Source organism: Desulfoprunum benzoelyticum, from assembly GCF_014201505.1.
Classification (GTDB): domain Bacteria; phylum Desulfobacterota; class Desulfobulbia; order Desulfobulbales; family Desulfocapsaceae; genus Desulfoprunum; species Desulfoprunum benzoelyticum.
This window is the reverse complement of sequence record NZ_JACHEO010000007.1, coordinates 127,528-149,051: the sequence shown is the minus strand read 5'-3', so window position 1 is coordinate 149,051 and position 21,524 is coordinate 127,528. Positions and strand designations below refer to the sequence as shown.

The following is a 21,524-nucleotide window of genomic DNA, read 5'->3' as shown; positions in this document are numbered from 1 at the left end:
ATGGATGTCATTGCATATAATCCACAGAAGGGCCGATTGGAAACGATAACAGCCCATTATAACGAAGGCACTACAACATGGTTTGACGGAACGAGGAATCCTGAAAGTGTCAGGATGATTACCGATCTCGAAGGAAATTTGCTGATCACTCTTGGTGGATGGAATTATCCCGTAATTATTTATGATGTCACACGAAAGAGCATAAATTACAACCGAAAAATGGCAGGAAAACTGTATAAGCAGGCTTTGTTGTAACAGAGCATCAGCAGCGGAGGGGGCTTCCGGGGGCAGGAGAAACTCCAGTCGCCTCCGGCTCCCTCCGTTTCTCCTGCCCCCGGAAACAACTGCACAGGGTGCTCCCCCATCTCCCTCTTTTTTCATAAACTCTGGGTGGTCAGATTTCGGTAATCACAGGTGGTCAATTTTCGGTTGTCATTCACACCGTGATCCCCCACAACACGCTGCGATCGATAATGCCGTCAGGAAAAAGGATGTCAATGGCGACTTTGCAGCAAGCGGCCGCATGCGAAAGTCCCTCGCAGTCATGTCCATGCATTTTTGCCAGGTCTTTGACCGTCACTGCATAGGTGTATGGGTAGTATCTTCCCTGAGTGCCCCTTGTTGCAAGAATCTCGAAAACAGGCGCGTAGGGCTCGTCAACCATCGGTGCGTACCATGTGGGTACGCGATCCGGTTGGGTAAGCCCTGTCTCAATGAATACATCCTTGCCCTGAATATAGGTGGGATCACCGGCCCAGACTGGAGATACACACATCAGTAAAGTCGTGACCAATACTGAATACAGAATTCTTTTCACCCGTTGCCTCCTTGGAAATTGATATCGGCCTTATTGGGTATAGCAATTTCGTTTAAACTTGAAATACATTTGATCATAATGCTCCTCCCGATTGGTAAAATTGTGAAGGTGTACTCCCTGCTCAACCGGCCCAAATGACACCGGCGAAAGGGGATGTGTATGGACGTGTGAACAATGTTTTCTTGGCGAACTGGAATCGTTGTTTCCCTCGCCTAATGTGAGGTGAGGTGGTGAGGTAATGGTGGGGGTAACGATCAAGATCCAGGCCTTGCTGGTTTCGGTGGTACTACTGCCCATCCTTCTGCGATCGCCTTTTTTTCGGCGGCTGGAGTGTGAGCCATGATCATATCAACTTGTTTTTCTTTCAAAAACTTCAAAGACTCCCCGGAACCAGCCTTTTCCCATTTGTGCTGAACATTTTTCTGATCAGCGAAGGCTTCGCCCAGAACTTTGAGTAAACCGAGTTCTCCGGGGCTGCCGGTAGTAAGAGAGAAACTGTTTCGGCCCTCTCATAAATCGCAGCAGAGTGATCTTCAGCTGCTGCAGTCGAAACGAAAGCCAGAATGGCGATCCATAAAAGAGAAACAAAGGTTTCTGTTCATGATGTTCGCCCCCTGAGAAAAAAATTATGATTTCAGCTTAAACAACAAGCCAGCGTATCCACTCCTTTTATTAACTGTTATCAGAAGCACGTCAACAGGTTACGTAAAAATGACAAAATCTAACGATTGTTGACACTGATAGATGTGTAAAAAATTTTTGAGTTTTTTAGAGCAGGAAAGCTCATCATTGTCAAAAGAACGGCACTCTTCAGATGGGGACGCCGTTCTCGTTGACGAACTGGTGTCGATGTTGAGGCGGAGCGTCGTAACCGTGAACATCTGATGGACGCAATTACTTTTCGCAATGCCGTGGGAAGAATTGGCCCCGGAAACCCTGTTCAATTTTTACCAAAAGAGAGACCAGAAAGAGCAGAACGCAGCCGTCTGCTGTTAGCACGGCTCCCAGGATCAAACCTGGTATGATATTCGGAATCAGCATTGATGCGCCAAAGGCGATCGTGAGAATATTCATGGTCAGTGTTGCCATGGTAATCTGCGTTTGGGTTTTGTCTGGTGCTGATTGCGATTGAGGTACTTTCAGCGCCGGAGTGACGATTTTTACGATTGCTGCAATTCCGCCGATGAGATTCAGGAATCCGATTAGCATTGTGAGCGATGGAACCAGAATTTCCGGGATGATGCATGAGGTGATGCCAAGCGCTGCAAAGACCAGCCCTGTTATCACTATCAGCCGTGACCGACGGAACGGACCTATGGGCGTGTTGCCGAGGGCGATCATCTGAACGGAAAAAATCACCATCATCAACCCAAGCTGTGCGCTTCCGGAAAAGGGCAGCATCCCAAGATTCACCGGAATCAGCAGAATCCCGAGAATCAGAATGAACAACCCAAGCACCAGCAGCAGGATATTGTCAATCGATAGATCAGCTGGTGCAAGCAGTCCTCCTTTTGTCCGGCAGGGGAGGGCGCCCTGGCTTGGCTGGTTGCTGTAGATTTTCTGGAGAACCCACGCAAGATACAGGATTGCAAGGCCAAAGATCAGGGCAGCTGACGCGATCTGCGGTGTTGTCGCAAATTCCGTGTTGGAGAGAAACACGGCCATCACAATAGAGAAGAGGTATACGAGGGCGCAGGCGATGGTCAGGTGATGGAAGATTCCTCCGTATCTGCGCCATATCCTGAATTTGCTCTTGGAAAGAAAGAGTTGCAGAAGCAGCGACATCCCCCCGATCCCGAAAAAGCTGATCAATAACATTCGCGGAACCCTTCCCATTGCATCCGGGATAAAGCAGGCAACTATGCCTATCACGGCGATTACAGTTCCTGCGGCAATCACGAGCCAGGATCTGGCCGTGTCTCCAAACGGCGTTTTTCCAAGAGTAATGGTCTGCAGGGCAAATACAAACAGAAGCAGACCAAACAGCCCTCCTTCATAGTATGGCAGGATCCCGGCATGCACAGGAAACAGGAGGGCCCCTAATATCAGCATCGACATGCTGCAGATCAATAAAATAACGACCTCAAGCGGGAGCCTGGAATCAAGCAAAAGCCAGTTGTTCGTCATTGTATGCACCTCCTGAAATATACCGCTATTAGACATCAATCAATTCTCAGAATTACGGCAATATTCAAAATCAATGTTAACAGATCGTAATTGCGTATATTGTGAATCACCTTGACTCGCTAAATCCCTTTCCCATATCATTACATAAAAGCAAATTCTTCTTCGTCGGTATACATGATTTGTATATTTCCTTATCAGGGGAGCGGGCATGAAAGGTACATTGTGAAAGGATTATCATGATGAACGAGTATTACCAGGGCAAGGTAGCAGCAGTTACAGGCGCCGCATCCGGCATAGGCCTCGGCATTGCCACTGGTCTCCTGGAACGGGGGGCAATGGCTGTCTATATGGCGGATAAGGACGAGGAAAGCCTGAATCGGGAAGCCGCTGTGCTCAATGAGCGTTTTCCGGGGAAGGCGTTTGCCCTGCCCACCGACGTGACGGACCGGGAGCAGGTGGAAAAGCTCATCAGCAGCGCCACCAACCATGACGGGCACCTTGATTTCGTGTTCAACAACGCGGGCATGGGTATGACAATTCCCACGGAACAGGTCACCGCTGAACTCTGGCAGTTCATAGTGAACCTGAATCAGATGGGGGTGATCTATGGCACCTATGCCGCTCTCCCACTTATGCGGAAGCAGGGTTTCGGACATATAGTGAACACCGCCTCCGTCGCGGGACTCGTCCCGGTGCCGTATCAGGCGTTGTATGTCGCCACAAAGGCTGCCGTGGTGAAAATGACTGAATCCCTGCGATACGAGTTGGAGGTCGAGGGCATCTCTTTCAGCGTCATCTGCCCCGGCAATGTGGCGACGGCTATCTTCGGCAAATCAGCTCCGCCGCCTGGCGCGGTATCGGTTCAGGAAGCGGTTGAGTACATCCTCGCGGAGGTGGCAAAGAAGTCCTTTGATATAGTCTTTCTCAGGAGATTCGCGATTTTGTGAAGATGTATTTTGAGGACCGTCCGGCATTCGACACATACGCCCGCCAACTGGCAGTCGAACGGCGGGAGAACTACCGAGTCAAGGGGACCTATTACTGACGGGCACACCGCCTGTCGCATCCCAAAAACCTGGTCGCGGGAAGCCCGGGCGCGTCAGGTTAAACGTCATGTTGTTCAGCATGAATTTCTTTCAGGACGTTTTTCTTATTATTCAACAGATACCATCATCCTTCTGGGGTGTTGTCATTGGCTCGTTTTTCTCGCTCGCCGGCGTGGCGATTGCGAACCGGGCGAGTGACCGCCGGCTCCGCACCCAGTTCGAATACGCGAGAAAGCAAAAGATACGGGACGGGGAAATGGCATTGCGGAAGGATGTCTATCTTGCCGCCGCTGAAGCGGTTGCCGCAGGTATGGAAGCCATTGGCCGCCTGGCCAACTTTGACCTTTCAAACGACCAGATCACCAGCGCTTATGCGGAAAAGGCCCCGGCAATTTCCAAGGTGCACGTCATCGCCCGCATCGATACAGTGCAGGCTTTCCTTGGTTTCACCAGCAAGCTCGGCGCGTTGTATTTCATGCTTTTTGCCAGAAGGTATGATCTGCTCAGAGAAAAGAATGCCATCGCCATCCTGGATGGCCAGATCGCCGAACTCGGAAAAGCACGGGATCACATCCTGGAACTGATCAAGCGGCACAACATCGAGGGCGTAGTCGATGAGCAGGGCTGGAAGAATCTGCAGGAACAATTCGAGCTTGAATAGCTGCGAATCAAGGACTGCCTGTCGCGCCGCACTGAACTGACTGGAGCCCTTTACCCGAAACAACTGGAGTTTATGCGCGAATGCGCTGTCCATACAACCAGCCTCGGACAGGCGGTTATCCCCGTTTTGTCTGCCATACGCGCCGAGCTCGAGCTTCCACTCGATGAACATACCTATCGTCAGGTCATGGAAGAAAGTCTTGCCAGTCAACAGGAAGCGATCAGCGACTTTGTGAAAAAATTCATGCCCGAAACTGCCCCGCCCCCTGCAGCAGGGGATGCGCAGTCGAAAAGCGATTCGCTCGTCTGAAAAAAAGGCATAAAGGGGACTTGTTTGGTTCATCCGACTAGCGGAAGGCGGCGGGGAGCAAGAGAGTCGGAAGGCCAGCCAGACCCAAGGTCAGAAAGGCTTTCCTGGTGACCACATCATCATGTAATTACCGTCCGGATTAGGCCGTTGAATCGACGGCGGGTTTAACGGTGACGCAAACCACAGCCGAACAGAGGTCGGCGTGCCTTCATCTATGCTCAGATCGATGGCCAGGCGGCCGACTGCACTGGTCTCGCCCTCGAAACGGACAACGGCGCCGACGCCGAAGCAGCGTTCGTCGCGAAGCAGGTGAAGTGCCCTGGTCAGCAGCGCCGGCTCGATCCGGGTGTCGGCATCGACAAAGACCAGATACTCCGCTACGGTGGCAGCGGCCTTTCTGATTCGTTTGCCTTTAGTTTGCGGCGCCATGAGCCGAAGGTTGCCAAGGCGATACCGTTATTGCGGCAACCGTCCTGCCGGGTCAGGCCGGATCGCTTCCATTCATCGATATAAGGTCCTGCCCTGATAACCGTACCTGGACAGCTTGTGTAAGTGGTACGCTGGTGCTAATCTTGACTCTATTCATCTTCAAATCAAAAGGAGTCTCCATGGAAAGATTTTCTACCAGTCTTCTGGGCCAGGCCAAGACCCTGTTGCTGGCTACCGATGGATCCCATTTCAGTGATGGGGCTATTCAGGAGGCAATATTTTTTGGCCAGGCTTGCCACGCCCGGGTGGTCGTCCTGCATGTCGTGCATACCGAGGCTGAATCGATCAAAGCTGCCAATTCGACTGTCATGCAGCGCCAGCAGGAGATGGACCCCCACCTCGACCAGATTCGCAAAATGGCACAGGACAGCGGGGTGGAGATTGAGGTCGTGGTGGTGGGCTCCAGCAAACCGGAAAAGACCATAGTCGATCAGGCCCGTTTACGTAATGCTGACGCAATTCTCATGGGCCGGCACGGCAAAACCGGCCCCCTGTCTTTACTGGTGGGGAGCATGACTGCGAGGGTCATCGGCCAGGGCTTCCCGCGCGTTCTGGTGGTGCCAGAGGATTTCCTTCTCACCGGCGCTCATGTCCTGCTTGCCATGGATGGTTCCCCCAACAGCAGAATGGCGGCACAGGAGGCCCTGAGCCTTAGTCGAACATGTACAACCATGGAGCGGTTGACGGTCATATCGGTGGTAAAAAAAGATGAAGGACAACCCGATGCCCGTGCAATGGTCAACGAGGTCTGCGCCCAGTGCCGCCAGGAGGGTCTGCGGGCAGTCTGCGAACCTCTGGTACAGGTAGGCAACCCAGCTGAACTCATTGTGCAGGCTGCGCGAGATCGAGAAGTGGACATGATCCTGATGGGGGGACGGGGCAAGACATTTATGGCCAAGATGTTCATGGGGCGAGTGACCGAAAAAGTTATCGGTCAAGCCCACTGTGCGGTACTGGTCGTGACAGGCTGAGGGGGGCCCCATCCCCTTCGACCCCATGGTCGTGTTTTGGGTCGGAGGAGAGGTGTAGACTGACACAAAGAGTTCCGGTAGCTCTTTCATCAATTGATTTTGGTAGGTTGTCTCATGTCGAACAGGTTGTTGTTGCGTTTCTTTCCCTTTCTCCTGTGGTTTCCGGTTTCCTCCACCATTCTGCGGGGCGATTTGATCGCCGGCATAACCGGGGCCCTGGTGCTGGTTCCGAAGGCCATGGCCTATGCCCAGCTATCCGGGCTGCCGCTCTATTACGGTCTGTATACCGCCTTTGTCCCCGCCATTCTCGGTGCCTTGTGGGGGTCGTCGCGGCAGCTGGCCACCGGGCCGGTAGCCATTGTCTCACTGATGACCGCCGCCGCCGTCACGCCACTGGCTCTGCCTCATAGTGAAGAATATATCGGTTTGGCCCTGCTCCTTACTTTGCTGGTGGGACTCATCCAGCTGATACTTGGCGTAGTCAAACTCGGCAGCATAGTCAATTTCGTCTCGCATCCTGTTATCCTGGGTTTCATGAACGCCGCTGCCATCATCATAGGCCTTTCCCAGATTGACATGCTCCTCGGTATTCCAAAGGGACGCAGCGACTTTTTCCTGAAGGACATCTGGGAAATGCTGCGATATCTGCCCCAGACGCACCTGCCCACATTGGCCATGGCGATTTTTGGTCTCATCCTGATGCTTGCCATGAAAAAGATTTCGGCGCTGTCAAAAGCCAGTGTCCTCATCGCCGTGGCCGTCACCACAATGGTCAGTTTTATCATCGGGTTCGAGCACAAATCGAGTGGGCTGGCCAGCGATATCGTCACGCCGGCTGCCCGTGAACTGGTGGCTGCCTACGATGACGCCGCTACGCGAATCGGAGAGTTGAGTGCAGCCGCAACCAGCCTTGCCGGGCAGTTACGACAGGCAGAGAAAAAGCACGACACTCGGCTGGCGGCAGACCTTCGGCACCAGATTGACCTGATGAAACTCGATATAGATGCCTTAGAGGTGGAAAACAGTAAACACCTGCACACAATTCGCCGGCTGTATTTCGTCCGAGCAAAGGTCGGGGAAAATATGCCGGAAGTCTTGTATCTGGCAGATAATATACCGGACAAGATTGTTACCGATGGCCGCAAGTGGCATATTAAGAAGATCGAACATGGAGAAATCCAGCTCGTCGGTGGTGGCGATGTCGTCGGTAAAGTCCCCTCCGGTCTGCCCTCGTTCCGCCTGCCCACTTTCAGCCTCGATGCTGTGTTGCAACTGCTGACCGCGGCTCTGATCATCTCCCTGGTGGCCTTCATGGAATCCATTTCCATGGCAAAGGCGATGGCCAGCAAGAACAAACAACGCATCGACCCCAACCAGGAGCTGATCGGCCAGGGCCTGGCTAACATCGGCGGCTCTTTATTCCAGGCCTATCCAGCCTGCGGTTCCTTCACCGGCTCGGCCATTAACCTGCAGGCCGGCGCCAAGACCGGCTTTGCCATGGTGTTCAACGGGATTTTCGTGGCCGCCACCCTGTTGTTCCTCACGCCCTTCCTCTACCATCTGCCCAAGGCCGTACTGGCTGTGATCATTCTGCTGGCGGTCACCGGCCTGGTTACTCCCCAGGCGCTGAAGCATACCTGGAAAGCCAGCCGCCCCGACGGCATCGTGGCCCTGGTCACTTTCGTTGTCACTCTGCTGGCCGCGCCTCATCTGGACAAGGGCATCATGATCGGCACCGCCCTGTCCATCGGGCTTTATCTCTACCGTAGCAGGGCTCCACGTGTTGCCGTTCTCGGTCGGCACAATGACGGTACCCTGCGGGACATCAAGATCAATCCCAACCTGACAACCTCGTCGCTGGTGACCGCCATTCGATTTGACGGCTCGCTCTATTTCGCCAACATATCTCACTTTGAGGATGCTGTCCTGGTTTCGGTTGCGGAACACAAGAAGGCGAAATATCTTCTGATAGTTGGTGACGCCATTAACTATATCGATTCTTCCGGTGAGGAGATGATCCACCATCTGGTAGTGCAGCTACGCGAGTCGGGCGTGGAACTCGTCTTTTCCGGGCTGAAGAAGCAGATTCTTGATGTGATGCGCGCCACCAAGCTCTACAACCTTATTGGGGAACAGAACATCTTTGCTACTGAAGATCAGGCGCTTACTGCCATCTCTCAGCGTCTGGGTGAAGAGGCGAAAGATGACACTCCGTTCTTCCATCTGTGAAACCATATAACTCTGCTGACAAAATGAATACCGATTCTCGGTAACTTTCATGATTCCCTTGGATACCGCAGCCGCAAGTCGCATGTCGTTTCCGGAGCCCCGGTGTCAATTGTCCACCTTCCGCCATTTCTGGCGGGCATAGCGAAGACAGTTCGTTTAGAGGAACGGAGCTGGGCAGATGGTAGGGAAATACAGAATATAGACCATTGCCGGTGTCTGCTGCGACCGTCTACTGCGACCTCAGAGTCCTAAGCATGGACAGTACAGATCTAATCAGAAGCGGTACCTGTAGCTGGAAATACGATTACTGGGAAGGGCTGGTCGACTCCGCCGGACAGGGCGACCCTGGGGGCAATTCCGAAATGCTCGTTGATAATGGTCGAGTTGATCGGCGCGCCAGTCTCTGACCGGTCACGATTCCAATCAATCCGAGCAACCACGTTACAGGGTTTTCGGTTCAACGCCATCCCGCCACAAACTTTAGTCAAATCTTCAGCAGCAGAGCACCACTGCCTGGGGAGGGGATGGTCAGTGGCCATACTCCTCCTGGCGCAACAGGTATTCCAGCCAGATATCGGTCGGCCGGAGTTGGGACAACTGCCGGAGTGAGCTCGTCGGAGGCCGCCGGTTTGTCTGGCCCTTCGCCCCCGCCCGTGAACGCCCTCTGTGCGGCGCGTATTTTTTCTTCACTCTCAAAAGGTTATTGACTGGAACGGCGGTTTTATATACCAGTTTATCAAGGTGCCGTCGGTGGTGGAAGGGCGGCGGAGATGGCTGCTTCCGCAGCCTTCGACCACAGCTTCGGTTTGTAAAGATCCTCCAAGGGGCGCGAGTATGTACGATATTTTCAGTCTGCCGCTGATCCGTTTTCCCGACGGTTTCCTGTGGGGCAGCGCCACCGCCGGCCATCAGATCGAGGGCGACAACACCCACTCCCAGGCGTGGCACAAGGAGCAGGCGCCGGAGTTTTACGCGGCAGACCCGGAGCGCACGGTACGCGCCCCCTCCGGCAAGGCCTGTGATCACTATCGCCTGTATCGGGAGGACGTGGATCTGATTGCCGCCCTGGGCCACCAGGCCTATCGGATGTCGATCGAATGGAGCCGGATCGAACCCCTGGAGGGGCAGTGGGACCACACCGCGGCGGCCCATTACCTCGATCTCCTCGAACGCCTGGTGCAGAAGGGCATCCGGGTCTTCGTCACCCTGCATCACTTCACCCATCCCCGCTGGTTCGACCAGCTGGGGGGCTTCGGCAAGGCCGACAACCGCCGTTATTTCGAGCGCTACCTCACCTTTCTCCTGCCCAAGATCACTCCCTTCGTCAGCGGCTGGACCGTCATCAACGAGTTCAACCAGCTGGGTGGACTCACGGCGGGGCCGGCGATCGCGCCCCTCAAGTTCAACATGCTGCGCGCCCATGCCCTGGGATACCATCTGATCAAGCAGTACTCGGCCGCCCCGGTGAGCAGTGCCCATGCCTTCATCCACTGGTTTCCGCGCCGGTTCCACGACACCCTGGACCGGCGCATGGCCGATTTCGCCGATTTCACCACCAACGAGTTTTTCTTCCACGCCCTGCGCACCGGGGAGCTCGTCTATCCGGGCGTCGATGCCGAATACGCCCCCGAGGTCAAGGGCGCCCTCGATTGCTGGGCAATCAATTACTATACCCGCCACATGGTCGACGCCCGCCTCGCCCGGCTCGACGGTCCCCGCTTCCGCCACAAGCAGTTGCGGATGATTCCGATGCATTTCTACCTGGAGGAGATGTATCCCGAGGGGTTGATCGCCAACCTGGAGCGGCTGCGCGACTATCCGGTCTACATCACCGAGAACGGCTGCGCCGCCGACGATGACCGCTTCCGCATCGTCTACCTGGCGCTGCACCTCTCGGCGCTCCATGAGGCGATGGAGCGCGGGGTGGATGTGCGCGGCTACTTCTACTGGTCGCTGATGGACAATTACGAGTGGACCACCTTCATCCCCCGTTTCGGCCTGGTAGCGGTCGACTTCCGGACCTTCCGCCGCACGCCGAAGCCCAGCGCCTTTTTTTACCGGGAGGTCATAGAGAACAATGGCTTCAGCGGAGAGACGGCCCGGCGGTATCTGGAGGCCTTGCCCACCCTGTCGCCACAAACGGTGTAACCCGCCATTGCCCGGCGTTCTTTCAACCTGGAGTGCGTGATTCCCAATGCCTGACTCCCGCCATTTTCTGGTCCAATTCCTTCGCCTGGCCAAGCAGTTCTGGTGTTCGGAGCAGAAGCGGACGATTCGGGGCGCCGCTCTTCTCCTGGCGGTACTGACCATGCTGCAGATGGTCATGGCGGTGTTGCTCAACCGGTGGAGCGCGGGCCTGTTCAACGCCCTGGAGCAGCACTCCATGGCCGATCTCATGACCCAGATCGGCAAGCTGGCGATCCTCTTCGTCTGCGGCATCGTCCTGACCGGCTCGCATCTGTTCGTCAAGCGCAACCTGATGATCTCCTGGCGCGACTGGATGACCGAACATGTCTTCACCCGCTGGATGAAGGACGGCGCCCACTATCTGATCTCGCATCTGCCGGGCGAGCACGACAACCCGGACGGCCGCATCGCCGAGGACTGCCGCATCGCCACCGAGTCGGCGGTCGGTATGGCCCACTCGCTGTTTTACAGCATCCTGATGCTGGTCGGCTTCACCAAGGTGCTGTGGTCGCTGTCGGGGGTGGTGATCCTCGACCTGGGATTTGCCCGGCTCCCCATCCATGGGCATCTGGTCTGGATCGCGATCGTGTACGCGGCGACCGCTTCCTGGCTCGGCTGGCAGGTAAGCCGGCCCCTGACCGGCGCCACCAATCAGCGGCAGTCGGCGGAGGCCAATTTCCGTGCCAGTCTGCTGGAGGCGCGGGAAAACAGCCAGGCCATCGCCTTGATCCGGGGCGAGCCCTACGAGCGGCGCCAGTTTCGGGAACTGTTCCACACAATACGGCTGATCTGGAACGCCCAGACCAGGGCCTGGCGCAACATCCTGATGTTCACCACCGGCTATTCCGTGTTCTCCATGGCCTTCCCGATCCTGGTGTCCTCCCCGCGCTACATCCTGGGAAACATCACCCTGGGGACGCTGATGCAATCGGCCCAGGCCTTCCAGCACATGGCCTCCGCCCTCTCCTGGCCGGTCAACAACGCCGGCGGGATCGCCGAGTGGCGTGCCTCGGTGGAACGTATCTTGAACCTGCTGAAGGTATTGGGTCATCTCGATGCGGAGCTTGCCAAGCCGGATCATGTGATAAAGGTGCAGCGTGGCGAGCGCCCGGTATTGGCCTTCCGCGATCTCAGCCTCGTCAAATACGACGGGACGGTCGTGGCGCAGAACATCAATATGGAGATCGGCCAGGGCGAGCGTGTCCTGGTCAGCGGCAACCCCTTTACCGGGGCCAAGCTGTTCCGCGCCATCGCCGGGATCCGGCCCTGGGGCAGCGGCGTTATCGAGCTCCCCGCAGGGAGCCGCCTCTTTTTCATGCCGCCCCGGCCGCATCTGCCCACCGGCACGTTGCGCAACGCCATCTGCTATCCGTCATCCCACCAGGTTTTGTCCGAAGAGGATCTCCTGGAGACGATGCGTTTGGCAGGCTTGACCAACCTGATCGACAAACTCGACAACAGCGAGAGGTGGGCCCATACCCTCTCACGGCAGGAGATGCAGCGACTGGGCATGGTCCGTCTGCTGCTCAATCGGCCCCAGTGGATCTTTCTGCAGGAGGCCTTCGACTCCCTGGAACCCGAGGACGAGGAGCAGATGATGCGGCTGATCTGTGACCAGCTCCCGGATGCCACCCTGCTCACGATTTCCCACATGCCCAGTAACGCCGCTTTGCACCGGCGCAGGCTGGAACTGTAATCCTTTTTTCTGGAGATCCCCCTTATGACGACCTCAACGATGCATGACAACGGCGACAGGTTCGACGGCGGCAAACTGCGCGGCGTCAATCTCGGCGGCTGGCTGGTGCTGGAGAAATGGATCACCCCCAGCCTGTTCGCGGGGCTGAAGGCCACCGACGAAACCTCCTATTGCGTCGAGCTGGGCGAGGCCGAGGCCACCCGGCGCCTCCACCGCCACTGGAACACCTTCATCACCCGCGACGACTTCGCCTGGCTGGCCGGCGCCGGCATCAATGCGGTGCGCCTGCCGGTCGGCCACTGGTTGTTCGGCAAGGACTACCCCTACCACCGCCGCTACCAGGAGGTGCGCTATCCCTTTGTGGAGGGAGGGCTGGCGATCGTCGATCAGGTCTTTCAGTGGGCCGGGGAGTTCGGCCTGCGGGTGGTCCTCGACCTCCATGCCGCCCCGGGCTGTCAGAACGGGTTCGACAACGGCGGCATGCTGGGCATCTGCGAGTGGCATACCAGCGAGGAGTATATCGACCACTCCCTGGAGGTGGTGGAGCGGCTGGCGCAGCGCTATGCCGACCATCCGGCGCTGCACGGCATCGAGGTGCTCAACGAGCCGCGCTGGGATGTCCCCACCGAGCTGCTGCAGCGCTACACGACTGATGCCTACCACCGCATCCGCCGTCATTGCCCGCCCGAGCGGGTGACGGTGGTGTTCCATGACGGCTTCCGCTCCTTCCGGGAGTATGCCGGGTTTCTGCAGGAGCCGGAGTTCTCCAATGTCGCCATCGATATCCACCGCTACCAGTGCTTTGTCCGGAACGACATCGACCTCGATATTTTCGGCCATATCCGCAAGGCCGCCGTGGAGTGGCGCGCCGAGGCGGACGAGATTATCCGCGCATCCGGTTATCAGATCTATTGCGGTGAATGGAGTCTGGGGATGAACCTCAAGGTTGTTTCCCTCTGGGCCGAGGGCCCCTTCAACCATGCCCTGGAGGCGATGGACGAGTTTCAGATGTCGGCGGCCTATCGCGGCTATGCCTCGGCCCAGCTGCTGACCTTCGAGAAATACGCCGGCTGGTTCTTCTGGACCTATCGCACCGAGACCACCCCGGAGTGGTGTTATCGAGACTGCGTGGAACAGGGGTTCTTTCCCGACCTCAGCCGGCCGGAGCAGTTCGCGGGGATGCGCCGGGCCCTGGAACGGGCCGCGAATCTCACGGTATGATCGAGGGGGAGGGACCTGTCATGATCAAGGTGATGAGCTTCAACATCCGCTACGGCCGCGCCAATGACGGCGACAATCACTGGAACCACCGCCGGCATCTCGCCCTTGCCCGGATTCATGATTTCAGCCCCGATCTGCTCGGGCTCCAGGAGTGTCGCGACGACGACCAGGCCGATTTCGTCCGCTCGAGCCTGCCGGACTACCATTTCTACGGCGTCCATCGCCAGGGGCCCGGCGATACGGCCCTGGAGATGGCCCCGCTGCTGTTTCGCCGATCGGCCTTCGCGCTGCTCGACCGCGGCTGCTTCTGGCTGAGCGAGACTCCGGAGGTGTGCGGCAGCAGGAGCTGGGACAGCGCCTATCCGCGAACGGTGAGCTGGGCCAGGCTGGCCTGCCGCGCCACCGGCGCCGTGCTGACCTACGTCAACACCCATTTCGATTATCAACCGGCAGCGATCGTCGGCAACGCCCGCTGCCTGCGGCAATGGCTCGAGTCGATCCTTCGACAGACCCCGCTCATCGTTACCGGCGACTTCAATGCCGATAAAAACTCGGAGGCCTACCGCCTCCTGACCGGTGACACCATGTTGAGCGATGCCTTTCGCCAGGTCCGTCCGCCGGGGGAGGATGAGGCGACCTTTCATGCTTTCGGCCGGCAGGAGGAGCGGACGCCCATCGACTGGATCCTGGTCTCCGGTCATTTCCGCGTGGTGGAGGCAGGGATCGACCGTTCCCACGCGGGGCAGCTGTTCCCATCGGACCATTACCCGATAACCGCCGTCCTCGATTGGAAGACGGGAGGTGCATGAGGTCCGGAGGGGCAATCATTGAAAGGCTCCTCCTGATCAGGAATCTTCCGCAGTATCGATCGGCGGTTGTTGCTGCGGAAATTTCATCCAGATTTCGATCTCGCCCTCTTTGGCGGTGATCCTGGCATCAGGAAAAAATTTCTGGAAGATATGGAGCATCGATTTATTTTTCGCCAGGGTCGTTGCAAAAAAGCCCTCGTAGCCGTTTGCCGAGGCGATTTTCTGTAGTTCCGTCAAGATATAGCCGGCAATGCCGAGGTTGTGAAAATCCTCCCGAACGACAAAAGCGACCTCGGCCCACGTGTCATCCATTCTGGCGTAGCTGCCGATCGCCACGATCTCCTTATTGCCCCTGCTCTGGACGATGCCGATCAGTGAAATATTGCGGCGGTAATCGATGCTGGCCCAGTGTTCCTGCGCCATTTTCCGGGAAAAGATTTTAACCGTATAGAAAAAACGCAGAAAGATGGTCTCTGCCTGCAGCGAATAAAAGAAATTGCGGTAGGCGATCTCATCCGACGGCAGAAGCGGGCGAACCAGCATGGTCTTGCCGTTTTTCAGGTGTGTTCGACTTTTATACCCCTCGATGAAGATGAGGTCTTCGGCCAGCGGCGGCAGCTGATCGGGGAAGATGTAATGGTTCTTTTTGGCGTCCTTCACCAGGCTCTCGCGGAAATCGGGATGGGCGATCTGGCACAGCTCGATGACCCGCTGACTGATGCTTTTGCCTTTGAGCTGGGCGATGCCGAACTCGGTGACGACAAAATTGACATCGGCGCGGAGCGTCGCCACTCCGGCCCCGGCACTGAGGTTGGCGACAATGCGGGAAACCTGGCCGCCTTTGGCGGTGGAGGGAAGGGCGATGATCGAAAAGCCGCCTTTCGACAGATTGGCGCCGCGGATGAAGTTGGCCTGGTCGCCGGTGCCGCTGAAAAATTGCCGGCCGACCGAATCGGAGCAGACCTGGCCGGTCAGATCGACCTCCAGGGCGGAACTGATGGAGATAAAATTATCGTTTTTGCCGATGATGCCCGGGGTGTTGACCCAGTCCGCCGTGCCGAAATAGAACTGGATGTTGTTGTCGATGTAATCATAGGCCAGCCTCGACCCCATGCAGAAGGTCGCCACGGCCCGGTCGGTCATGAAATTTTTCTGCTTGTTGGTGATGATCCCCTGTTTGATCAGCGGGATGAAGGCGTCGGAGATCATGTGGGTGTGGATGCCGAGGTCGTTCTTGTCGTCGAAATAGCGCAGCAGGGCATAGGGCATGTGGCCGTAGCCGACCTGCAGGGTGCTGCCGTCATCGACCAGCTCCTTGACATACTGGGCGATGCGGGCGGCCGTTTCTTCGTCGACCGTTTCCTGATCGATGCTGATCAGTTCCTCCTCGAAGGGAACGAGATAGTCGATATCGTCGATATGCAGAAATCCGTCGCCATGGGTCCGGGGCATCCGCGGGTTGACCTGGGCAATGACCGTCTTGGCGTTTCTGACCGCTTCCAGGGTGACATCGACGGAGACGCCGAGACTGGCAATGCCGAAGGAGTCGGGAGGGCTGATCTGGATAAGGACCGTGTCGATGCCGATCTGTTTGTTGCGAAACAGCTGCGGCAGCTGGGAAAGGTAGATGGGGATGTAATCGACCTTGCCCTCGAACGCCGCCTGCTGCATCGCAATCGGCACAAAGAAGAGTTTGATTGAAAAGCGCTCGAGGAAAGATTGATCATGAAGATAATCGGCCAGGGTATGGGCCAGCATCTGGAAGACCATGATGTCCTGCAGATTCCGTCGGCCCACCAGGCTATGGATGAGATGCCGGGGTTCGCCGCAGCCCGAACCGATAAAGATCCGGCTGCCGTTCCTGATGGTCGAGATCGCCTCGTCGGCCGTAACCATCTCGCCTTTGAATCCTTTGTCCTTTGCCATTTTTTCCAACCCTCCCCATAACCGTTGATATGGCATCATACCGGTTTTTGCCCTGCTCGATTGGAATCACTCAAGACCTGCAGGAAAGCAGAATCTGTCCGCCACCACCGTCTGCAACCGCCAGTCTGGGCTACCCTCGTCTTCCATGGTCCCGCCCAGCCACCGTTCAACCTGCCGTCAGGGCTGCAGTCGCTACCGCTTTCGGATGCAGACTGCGGCGCGGACCCGATAGACGACAATACCATGTAATCGGTGCCGCGGAAGATAAAACCGGCGACCTCTCGGATTCGCTCTGCATCGGCGCGCAAGAAGGCCGGATGGTCGCGTCGGGTAAAGAAAATATCTAACGGCGGCGATCCCGCCATTGTTCCATTGCCCCCGCCTCAAAATCCGCTTATTGTCTTCACCATGGACAGGACAGATCTGATCAGAATCGGCACCTGCAGCTGGAAATACGATTCCTGGGAGGGGCTGGTCTATTCCCGGCAGGAAGGCCGCAACCTGCTGGCGCAGTACAGCCGCCGCTACGCCACCGTCGAGGTCGACCAGTGGTTCTGGTCGCTGTTCGACAAGGACGTGCCGGTCCTGCCCCGGGCCGACGTCGTGGGGGAGTACGCCGATTCGGTGCCGCCGGGATTTCTCTTCAGCATCAAGGTGCCGAATAGCATCACCCTGACCCATCATTACAGTAAGGGCAAGGGTGCACTTCTCGTCCCCAATCCGCATTTCCTCTCCACCGGCCTGATGGCCCGCTTTCTTCAGGCCATCGAGCCGCTGGGCGAGCATATCGGCCCGCTGATGTTCCAGTTCGAATACCTCAGCCGGCAGAAGATGACCAGCCTCCACCATTTCCTCGAACTGTTCGAGGTCTTCCGCCAGGGACTGCCGGAGGGTTTCCGCTACTGCGTCGAGATCCGCAATCCGAACTGGCTGCGGAGTGAGTATTTCGATTTTCTCGCCGCACACGGCCTGGGCCACGTCTTCCTGCAGGGATATTACATGCCGCCGATCTTCGGGGTGTACTGGCAGCACCGGGAGAAGCTGGCCAGCCCGGTGATAATCCGGATGCACGGCGGCAACCGGAAGGATATGGAGGAGCGCACCGGCAACGCCTGGAACCGGATCGTCGAACCGAAGGACGGCGAGCTGGCCGAGCTGGCCAGAATGGCGCGCGACCTGCGCCGGCGCAACGTCGACATCCTCATCAACGTCAACAACCACTACGAAGGTTCCGCCCCCAGGACCATCGCGAAGATCGAGGCGTTGCTGGAAGGCTGACAAGCCGTACGCCCTTGGTGGCACAGGAGGTAAATGTACTCGAAAACACTGTTCGCCGGCGTTGCTCGCGGCGCTCCGGTCACTGCCGCCGACGCCGGATTTCAGGGAGCTGCGCTTCCGTATCAGGGGAGGGCAGGAGACAGGGACCGCGCCTTGACGGGCGCAGGGGCGGCGTGAACCGGCAGCCGGGGGGTGATGGCACCCCTTGTTGTCGCGCCGAGGCAGGAAGACGGTTGTCGCAGCAACAACGATGTGCCGGTCGCGTGGCCGGCAATCCGGGAGGACGACATGGACATCCTCGACACTTTGGGAATCAGGGAGAAGAACCAGGGGGCCTCCACCGGAACGCGGTGGCTCCGGAGCGAGGGCCACGACGTGCTGGAGGTGGTGTCGCCGATCGATGGCCGCCGCCTGGCCGCGGTGGATCTGGCCTCGGAACAGGACTACCGCGAGTGCGCCGCCGCCGCCAGGGAGGCCTTTCGCAGCTGGCGGCTGGTGCCGGCACCGAAGCGGGGCGAGATCGTCCGCCGGATCGGCGAGGCGCTGCGGGCAAGGAAGCAGGCGCTGGGAACCCTGGTGTCGCTGGAGATGGGCAAATCGCTGCAGGAAGGGCTGGGCGAGGTGCAGGAGATGATCGACATCTGCGACTTCGCCGTCGGCCAGTCGCGCCAGCTCTACGGGGTGACGATGGCCTCGGAGCGGCCCGAGCATCGGCTCTACGAACAGTACCATCCCCTGGGGGTCGTCGGCATCGTCACCGCCTTCAATTTCCCGGTGGCGGTCTGGGCCTGGAATGCGATGCTGGCGGCGATCTGCGGCGACACCTGCCTGTGGAAGCCGTCGTCGAGAACGCCGCTCACCGCCATCGCCGTCCAGCACATCCTCGCCGAAGTCGTCGCCGCCAACGACCTGCCGGAAGGGCTGTTCAACCTCGTCATCGGCCGCGGCGGGACGATCGGCGAACTGCTGCTGCACGATCGCCATGTTCCCCTGATCTCGTTCACCGGCTCGACCCGGGCGGGGCGGCGGGTCGCCGCCACCGTCGCCGCCCGGCTCGGCCGCACCATCCTCGAACTCGGCGGCAACAACGCCATCATCGTGACGCCGCACGCCAATCTCGAGCTGGCGGTGCCGGCGATCGTCTTCTCGGCGGTGGGCACCGCCGGCCAGCGCTGTACCACCACCCGGCGGCTGATCGTCCATCAATCGATCGCCGACCGGGTCACCGCGGCCCTGGTCAAGGCCTATCGGTCGCTGCGGATCGGGTCGCCGCTCGACGAGCGCAATCATGTCGGGCCGTTGATCGACCGCCGGGCGGCGGCGGCCTATCTCGACGCCCTGCAGACCCTGCGCTCCCAAGGCGGTTCGGTCCTGTGCGGCGGCCGGGTGCTCGCCGGCCCCGGCTACGAATCCGGCTGCTACGTCGAGCCGGTGGTGGCGACGGCCGCCAACGATTTCCCGATCGTCCAGCAGGAAACGTTTGCTCCGATCCTCTATGTCATCAAGTATTCCGGCGCGGTCGACAACGCCATCGCGCTCCACAACGCCGTGCCCCAGGGGCTGTCGTCGGCGATCTTCACCGACAACCTGCGGGAGGCCGAGATCTTCCTGGCGGCGGCCGGTTCCGACTGCGGCATCGCCAACGTCAATATCGGCACGTCGGGGGCGGAAATCGGCGGGGCCTTCGGCGGCGAGAAGGAGACCGGCGGCGGCCGGGAATCGGGCTCGGATGCCTGGAAGGGCTACATGCGGCGGCAGACCAACACCATCAACCACGGCACGGCCCTGCCGCTGGCCCAGGGGATCCGCTTCGAGTTGGAGCGCGACCGAGAGTGATTTCGACCGTCCATTCTTCCGCCATGTTTCTCCTGCCGGGATCATGGTATGGTGTCGGAGTCGTGATGCATCGACTATTATGGATACAGGCGCCGAAACCGTTGACGCCTCGGGAACCTGTCGCTGTTGCTTCCCCCTGCTTCGCCATGGAGGCGTACCATGCCGGATCGAATCAACTCCGTCCTTGTCCTCGGCCTCGGCAAGGTCGGCCACCTTGTCGCCCTGCTGCTCCATGAAACCGGATTTGCGGTCACCGCCGCCGACCGCCATCCCCCCGGCAACCCGCCCTTCACCGTCCAGGCCCTCGATGTCGCCGATACCGCCGCTCTTGCCGAAGCGCTGCGGGGCAGGGATGCGGTCGTCTCCTGTCTGCCCTATCACTTCAACCTCGGGGTGGCCCGGGTCGCCGCCGATTGCGGCGTCCATTATTTCGACCTGACCGAAGACGTGCACACGACCCGGGAGATCATCGCCCTGAGCCGCAACGCCGGGACGGTGATGGCGCCCCAGTGCGGCCTCGCCCCCGGCTTCATCGCCATCGTCGGGGCCTCGCTGGCCGCCAGGTTCGAGCGGATCCGCAGCATCAGGCTCCGGGTCGGCGCCCTGCCCCAGCATCCCACCGGCCTGCTCGGCTATGCCTTCAACTGGTCGCCGGAAGGGGTCGTCAACGAGTACCTCAACGACTGCGAGGTCATCGAGGATGGGGTGCGGAAGTGGGTATCGCCGCTGGAGTGGGTGGAGAAGCTGGTGATCAACGGCCTGCAGCTCGAGGCCTTCACCACCTCGGGCGGGCTCGGGACGATGTGTGAGACCTTCGAGGGCCGGGTCGACAACCTCGACTACAAATCGATCCGCTATCCCGGCCATGCCGCCCTGATGAACTTCTTCCTCCATGAGCTGCTGCTGCGCCAGGACCGGGCCCATGCCGGCAAAATCCTCGTCAACGCCAAGCCGCCGGTCAACGACGACCTGGTCCATATCCATGTCTCGGTCGAGGGCTGGATCGCCGGCACCCTGTTGCGCGAGGAGTTTGTCCGCACCTACCTGCCGGTGGCGATCGCCGGCGACACCCGGCGGACCATCGCCTGGACCACCGCCGCCTCGATCTGCGCCGTGGTGGAGCTGGTGGCCCGGGGCCGGCTGCCGGCCACAGGGTTCATCAGGCAGGAGACAATTCCCCTCGATGCTTTCCTGGCCACCTGCAACGGCCGGCTGTATGCTGGACAACCCCACGGCGGGAAGCTGGAGTGAGCCGCTCTGCCGTCAGGCTCCCAGGCCGATACAAAAGGTTTGATAAAGGATACGATCTTGAATTTCTGTACACAGTGCAGTGCAAAAGTGACGCTGCGGATACCGGAGGGCGATGGCCGGCCACGATTCGTCTGCGACAGTTGCGGCGCCATCCATTATGAAAATCCAAAAATGGTTGTCGGCACTCTGCCAGTCATGGACGACACAATCCTTCTCTGCCGACGGGCGATCGAGCCGCGGCGGAATATGTGGACACTCCCCGCCGGATGGCTGGAGAATGGGGAAACGCTCTCGGATTGCGCCGTCCGTGAAACCCTGGAGGAGGCGTGGGCCCAGGTTGCAGATCTGCAACCCTATGTCCTGGTCAACCTGCCGTTCATCAACCAGCTCTACTTTATCTACCGTGCCCGGCTGATCAATGATGACTTCCATTCCGGTAGCGAGAGCCTGGAAGTCAAGCTCTTCTCACCCGCTGAAATCCCGTGGGATGAGCTGGCTTTTTCGGCAATATCCGAAACTTTGAAATGGTATTGCAAGGACTTGGAAAAAGCTGCATTTCCCTTTCGGGTTGTAGATATCGGTATCTGAAGGGGGATGGCAACCGCTGGAGGGAATCTGGAGAGGGGAGAGAGGCCTCCGCAGCCCATGAAGGCCTCTTCGTGATCGTCAAC

19 protein-coding genes and 1 pseudogene are annotated in these 21,524 nt (G+C 58.4%); 14 read left to right on the top strand and 6 right to left on the bottom strand.

Translation table 11 applies throughout. The annotated features are described in order from the left end of the window. Nucleotides 1-255 carry a hypothetical protein gene (locus HNQ81_RS08195; protein WP_183350202.1) on the top strand — a complete coding sequence of 85 codons (255 nt, stop codon included), beginning with the start codon at nucleotides 1-3 and terminating at the stop codon, nucleotides 253-255. Between the two features lie 181 nt (nucleotides 256-436). Here the strand turns inward: HNQ81_RS08195 and HNQ81_RS08190 are convergent, their stop codons facing one another. The 3 genes and pseudogenes from HNQ81_RS08190 to HNQ81_RS08180 all read right to left on the bottom strand — a co-directional run bounded on the left by HNQ81_RS08190 (nucleotide 437) and on the right by HNQ81_RS08180 (nucleotide 2,944). Further along, nucleotides 437-817 carry a hypothetical protein gene (locus tag HNQ81_RS08190; RefSeq protein WP_183350199.1) on the bottom strand — a complete coding sequence of 127 codons (381 nt, stop codon included), beginning with the start codon at nucleotides 815-817 and terminating at the stop codon, nucleotides 437-439. 254 nt (nucleotides 818-1,071) lie between these two features. After that, nucleotides 1,072-1,302 (bottom strand): annotated as a pseudogene (locus HNQ81_RS18105) (substrate-binding domain-containing protein); the annotation flags it as partial. 409 nt (nucleotides 1,303-1,711) lie between these two features. After that, nucleotides 1,712-2,944, bottom strand: a complete 1,233-nt coding sequence (locus tag HNQ81_RS08180; protein ID WP_183350197.1) for a hypothetical protein — start codon at nucleotides 2,942-2,944, stop codon at nucleotides 1,712-1,714. A 236-nt stretch (nucleotides 2,945-3,180) separates the two neighbouring features. On the opposite strand from HNQ81_RS08180, the gene HNQ81_RS08175 reads away from it, so the two are divergent. The 3 genes from HNQ81_RS08175 (at nucleotide 3,181) to HNQ81_RS08165 (ending at nucleotide 4,960) form a co-directional block, all read left to right on the top strand. Then, on the top strand, nucleotides 3,181-3,891 hold the full coding sequence (locus HNQ81_RS08175; protein ID WP_205240230.1) for an SDR family NAD(P)-dependent oxidoreductase: 711 nt from the start codon (nucleotides 3,181-3,183) through the stop codon (nucleotides 3,889-3,891). Nucleotides 3,892-4,057: 166 nt separating this feature from the next. Next, nucleotides 4,058-4,651: a hypothetical protein gene (locus tag HNQ81_RS08170; RefSeq protein ID WP_183350195.1), complete on the top strand. Its 594-nt coding sequence runs from the start codon at nucleotides 4,058-4,060 to the stop codon at nucleotides 4,649-4,651. 72 nt (nucleotides 4,652-4,723) lie between these two features. Next, nucleotides 4,724-4,960 (top strand): hypothetical protein, encoded by a 237-nt coding sequence (locus HNQ81_RS08165; RefSeq protein ID WP_183350193.1) that lies wholly within the window; start codon nucleotides 4,724-4,726, stop codon nucleotides 4,958-4,960. 90 nt (nucleotides 4,961-5,050) lie between these two features. Here HNQ81_RS08165 and HNQ81_RS08160 read toward each other — a convergent pair whose 3' ends face one another. Then, on the bottom strand, nucleotides 5,051-5,389 hold the full coding sequence (locus HNQ81_RS08160) for a glycosyltransferase family protein (RefSeq protein WP_183350190.1): 339 nt from the start codon (nucleotides 5,387-5,389) through the stop codon (nucleotides 5,051-5,053). Next, nucleotides 5,338-5,469 (bottom strand): IS66 family insertion sequence element accessory protein TnpA, encoded by a 132-nt coding sequence (tnpA, locus tag HNQ81_RS18265; RefSeq protein WP_435051624.1) that lies wholly within the window; start codon nucleotides 5,467-5,469, stop codon nucleotides 5,338-5,340. Before tnpA ends, HNQ81_RS08160 begins: the two co-directional genes overlap by 52 nt. A 99-nt stretch (nucleotides 5,470-5,568) precedes the next feature. On the opposite strand from tnpA, the gene HNQ81_RS08155 reads away from it, so the two are divergent. From HNQ81_RS08155 to HNQ81_RS08130, 6 genes are all read left to right on the top strand, one after another. Beyond that, nucleotides 5,569-6,420 carry a universal stress protein gene (locus tag HNQ81_RS08155; protein WP_183350188.1) on the top strand — a complete coding sequence of 284 codons (852 nt, stop codon included), beginning with the start codon at nucleotides 5,569-5,571 and terminating at the stop codon, nucleotides 6,418-6,420. 114 nt (nucleotides 6,421-6,534) lie between these two features. Next, nucleotides 6,535-8,649, top strand: a complete 2,115-nt coding sequence (locus HNQ81_RS08150) for a SulP family inorganic anion transporter (RefSeq protein ID WP_183350186.1) — start codon at nucleotides 6,535-6,537, stop codon at nucleotides 8,647-8,649. A gap of 834 nt (nucleotides 8,650-9,483) precedes the next feature. Beyond that, on the top strand, nucleotides 9,484-10,797 hold the full coding sequence (locus HNQ81_RS08145) for a glycoside hydrolase family 1 protein (protein WP_183350183.1): 1,314 nt from the start codon (nucleotides 9,484-9,486) through the stop codon (nucleotides 10,795-10,797). 46 nt (nucleotides 10,798-10,843) lie between these two features. Next, entirely contained in the window at nucleotides 10,844-12,532 is a 1,689-nt protein-coding gene (locus tag HNQ81_RS08140; protein WP_183350181.1) for an ABC transporter ATP-binding protein/permease, read from the top strand. A 24-nt stretch (nucleotides 12,533-12,556) separates the two neighbouring features. Further along, nucleotides 12,557-13,753, top strand: a complete 1,197-nt coding sequence (locus tag HNQ81_RS08135; protein WP_183350179.1) for a glycoside hydrolase family 5 protein — start codon at nucleotides 12,557-12,559, stop codon at nucleotides 13,751-13,753. Between the two features lie 20 nt (nucleotides 13,754-13,773). Next, on the top strand, nucleotides 13,774-14,562 hold the full coding sequence (locus tag HNQ81_RS08130) for an endonuclease/exonuclease/phosphatase family protein (RefSeq protein ID WP_205240231.1): 789 nt from the start codon (nucleotides 13,774-13,776) through the stop codon (nucleotides 14,560-14,562). 36 nt (nucleotides 14,563-14,598) lie between these two features. Here HNQ81_RS08130 and HNQ81_RS08125 read toward each other — a convergent pair whose 3' ends face one another. Next, entirely contained in the window at nucleotides 14,599-16,488 is a 1,890-nt protein-coding gene (locus HNQ81_RS08125) for a bifunctional acetyl-CoA hydrolase/transferase family protein/GNAT family N-acetyltransferase (RefSeq protein ID WP_183350175.1), read from the bottom strand. Nucleotides 16,489-16,896: 408 nt separating this feature from the next. On the opposite strand from HNQ81_RS08125, the gene HNQ81_RS08120 reads away from it, so the two are divergent. From HNQ81_RS08120 to HNQ81_RS08105, 4 genes are all read left to right on the top strand, one after another. Further along, nucleotides 16,897-17,766 carry a DUF72 domain-containing protein gene (locus HNQ81_RS08120; RefSeq protein WP_183350173.1) on the top strand — a complete coding sequence of 290 codons (870 nt, stop codon included), beginning with the start codon at nucleotides 16,897-16,899 and terminating at the stop codon, nucleotides 17,764-17,766. A gap of 288 nt (nucleotides 17,767-18,054) precedes the next feature. After that, the gene (gene amaB / locus HNQ81_RS08115; RefSeq protein WP_183350233.1) at nucleotides 18,055-19,602 is read left to right on the top strand and encodes an L-piperidine-6-carboxylate dehydrogenase; all 1,548 of its coding nucleotides are present in this window, start codon (nucleotides 18,055-18,057) and stop codon (nucleotides 19,600-19,602) included. 159 nt (nucleotides 19,603-19,761) lie between these two features. Next, entirely contained in the window at nucleotides 19,762-20,853 is a 1,092-nt protein-coding gene (locus tag HNQ81_RS08110; protein WP_183350171.1) for a saccharopine dehydrogenase family protein, read from the top strand. A 57-nt stretch (nucleotides 20,854-20,910) separates the two neighbouring features. Next, nucleotides 20,911-21,441 carry an NUDIX hydrolase gene (locus tag HNQ81_RS08105; RefSeq protein ID WP_183350169.1) on the top strand — a complete coding sequence of 177 codons (531 nt, stop codon included), beginning with the start codon at nucleotides 20,911-20,913 and terminating at the stop codon, nucleotides 21,439-21,441. Nucleotides 21,442-21,524 lie beyond the last annotated feature (83 nt).

Bases quoted from the DNA above. Each gene is read 5' to 3' on its own strand.
- HNQ81_RS08180 (WP_183350197.1), bottom strand. From the start codon at position 2,944: ATGACGAACAACTGGCTTTTGCTTGATTCCAGGCTCCCGCTTGAGGTC.
- HNQ81_RS08140 (WP_183350181.1), top strand. From the start codon at position 10,844: ATGCCTGACTCCCGCCATTTTCTGGTCCAATTCCTTCGCCTGGCCAAG.
- HNQ81_RS08150 (WP_183350186.1), top strand. From the start codon at position 6,535: ATGTCGAACAGGTTGTTGTTGCGTTTCTTTCCCTTTCTCCTGTGGTTT.
- HNQ81_RS08160 (WP_183350190.1), bottom strand. From the start codon at position 5,389: ATGGCGCCGCAAACTAAAGGCAAACGAATCAGAAAGGCCGCTGCCACC.
- amaB (WP_183350233.1), top strand. From the start codon at position 18,055: ATGGACATCCTCGACACTTTGGGAATCAGGGAGAAGAACCAGGGGGCC.
- HNQ81_RS08165 (WP_183350193.1), top strand. From the start codon at position 4,724: ATGCGCGAATGCGCTGTCCATACAACCAGCCTCGGACAGGCGGTTATC.
- HNQ81_RS08135 (WP_183350179.1), top strand. From the start codon at position 12,557: ATGACGACCTCAACGATGCATGACAACGGCGACAGGTTCGACGGCGGC.
- HNQ81_RS08155 (WP_183350188.1), top strand. From the start codon at position 5,569: ATGGAAAGATTTTCTACCAGTCTTCTGGGCCAGGCCAAGACCCTGTTG.
- HNQ81_RS08175 (WP_205240230.1), top strand. From the start codon at position 3,181: ATGATGAACGAGTATTACCAGGGCAAGGTAGCAGCAGTTACAGGCGCC.
- HNQ81_RS08195 (WP_183350202.1), top strand. From the start codon at position 1: ATGGATGTCATTGCATATAATCCACAGAAGGGCCGATTGGAAACGATA.
- HNQ81_RS08145 (WP_183350183.1), top strand. From the start codon at position 9,484: ATGTACGATATTTTCAGTCTGCCGCTGATCCGTTTTCCCGACGGTTTC.
- HNQ81_RS08110 (WP_183350171.1), top strand. From the start codon at position 19,762: ATGCCGGATCGAATCAACTCCGTCCTTGTCCTCGGCCTCGGCAAGGTC.
- HNQ81_RS08120 (WP_183350173.1), top strand. From the start codon at position 16,897: ATGGACAGGACAGATCTGATCAGAATCGGCACCTGCAGCTGGAAATAC.
- HNQ81_RS08125 (WP_183350175.1), bottom strand. From the start codon at position 16,488: ATGGCAAAGGACAAAGGATTCAAAGGCGAGATGGTTACGGCCGACGAG.
- HNQ81_RS08170 (WP_183350195.1), top strand. From the start codon at position 4,058: ATGTTGTTCAGCATGAATTTCTTTCAGGACGTTTTTCTTATTATTCAA.
- HNQ81_RS08130 (WP_205240231.1), top strand. From the start codon at position 13,774: ATGATCAAGGTGATGAGCTTCAACATCCGCTACGGCCGCGCCAATGAC.